At 66.1% G+C, this 894-nt stretch carries 1 protein-coding gene and 1 pseudogene; one reads left to right on the top strand and one right to left on the bottom strand.

Annotation, left to right across the window (positions count from 1 at the left end; all coding sequences use genetic code 11):
- Positions 1–400, bottom strand: a pseudogene (locus ROTAS13_RS25170) (hypothetical protein); the annotation flags it as partial.
- A gap of 194 nt (positions 401–594) precedes the next feature.
- On the opposite strand from ROTAS13_RS25170, the gene ROTAS13_RS25175 reads away from it, so the two are divergent.
- On the top strand, positions 595–894 hold a 300-nt coding region (locus tag ROTAS13_RS25175), incomplete at its 3' end, for a transposase (protein WP_171979250.1).

Here is an 894-nt window from a genome sequence, read left to right on the forward strand (position 1 = left end):
TGGTGCTGCTGCAGCCCGCCGCAAGCACGCTCCACAGGATGGGGATGCGCACCCGACGCGCGGCAATCGCCAGCACCAGAAGGTTGATGTCCTTCGCACCCACCTTCCAGCTGGTCCGGTCCAGACACAGCGTGAACGGCGAGCGCAGGTTCAAAAGTCCGATCAGGGTGCGGGCAAGCCATGCTTCGTCGAGCCGCACGAACTGAAAGAAACGCTGCAGACGACGGTAATTGGAGGAAAGACGCGCCGGCCCGGAAAACTGGCTGGCGATGTGGCTCAGGTTCACGGTACGGCCATTCACCAGCCCCAGGATGATCACCACCATCGTTTCCAGGCGGCGGCTGCTCAGGGCCAGATGCGGTGATAGTGTCGATACGAGAGAGCCGGGAAGAGCAGTCATGGCAAGGATCCTTCTGCGCGAGGGATGAATCCCCATTTCAACTGATCCCTGGCCTCCCAGCCATCACTGTCGTGTAGTGTGGTAGTCGGCCCTGAACAGGTGCTGTCGCGGCTGTGGTGGGAAAAGGGGTGGCGTAGTCTCCGGCTTGTTCAACGAGCCATGCCCGGCGTTGGCGCGCCGGTGGAGACCACGCCATGGATGAGGATAGCAGCAAGGACGCGACCGGGGACGGTCTGTTCGCTGGGGAAGCTTGGTTCGACCCGCTGGAGGCGGGGATCCGGGGCCGGATCCGCGGTCTGATCGAGGAACTGGTTGAGCAGGAGCTGGAGGCGGCGCTGGGCCGGGGCCGCTACGAGCGGCGTGGCGGCATTCCGGCGGGGCATCGCCACGGTCATCGGCTGCGGCGGCTGACGGGCAGCTTCGGGGCGGTGGAGATCGCGGTACCGCGGGCCCGGCTGCCGGCCGAGGCGGGCGGCGAGACCCGGGAATGGCGC

It is taken from the genome of Roseomonas sp. TAS13, from assembly GCF_001950415.1.
GTDB lineage: Bacteria > Pseudomonadota > Alphaproteobacteria > Acetobacterales > Acetobacteraceae > Roseomonas > Roseomonas mucosa.